Genomic DNA, 654 nt, shown 5'->3' with positions numbered 1-654 from the left:
CTCTACCAACTGAGCTACACTCACCACAGAAATCTATTCAGAAAGTTACTCAAATAACTGGGTGACTTTCAGGAAGTCGACAATTGTACTGCCTTTATTTTTCTGGTCAAGGGAAATTGAGGTCTTAGGGGCTGTTTATCTTTCAGAGCCACAACTGAGGCCGCTATGAAAGCTCAACAGGCACTAAGCCAAATCCAGATCGATTTTCTTTTCATCCAGATCAACGCGTACCACTTTAACCCGAATAGAATCACCCAAACGATAGGATTTACGCGTTCTTTCACCCATTAATCGATGACCACTGGCATCAAACTGGTAATAATCATTTTTAAGGGCCGTGACATGAACCAAACCTTCTATATATATATCACTGAGTTCAACGAATAAGCCAAAGCCCGTTACCCCGCTAATGACACCTTCATGTACTTCACCAACACGATCACGCATATATTCGCATTTGAGCCAGTCAGCGACGTCACGAGTGGCTTCATCGGCGCGACGGCTGGCCATGGAGCAATGCTCGCCCAGCTGAACCATAGCTTCTTCGGAATACCGCCAGGCTGCCTTTTTTTGCCTGGAAATGGCATGTTTGATGGCTCGATGAACCAATAAATCCGGATAGCGACGAATTGGCGAGGTGAAATGCGCATAGGC

1 protein-coding gene is annotated in these 654 nt (G+C 45.9%); it reads right to left on the bottom strand.

Annotation, left to right across the window (positions count from 1 at the left end):
* Window positions 1-183: 183 nt before the first annotated feature.
* Window positions 184-654: S1 RNA-binding domain-containing protein (locus tag B3O33_RS05900; RefSeq protein ID WP_292363181.1), on the bottom strand; the 471-nt coding region annotated here is incomplete at its 5' end.

Source organism: Methylophaga sp. UBA1464, from assembly GCF_002325665.1.
GTDB lineage: Bacteria > Pseudomonadota > Gammaproteobacteria > Nitrosococcales > Methylophagaceae > Methylophaga.
This window is presented reverse-complemented; position numbering and strand designations above follow the sequence as displayed.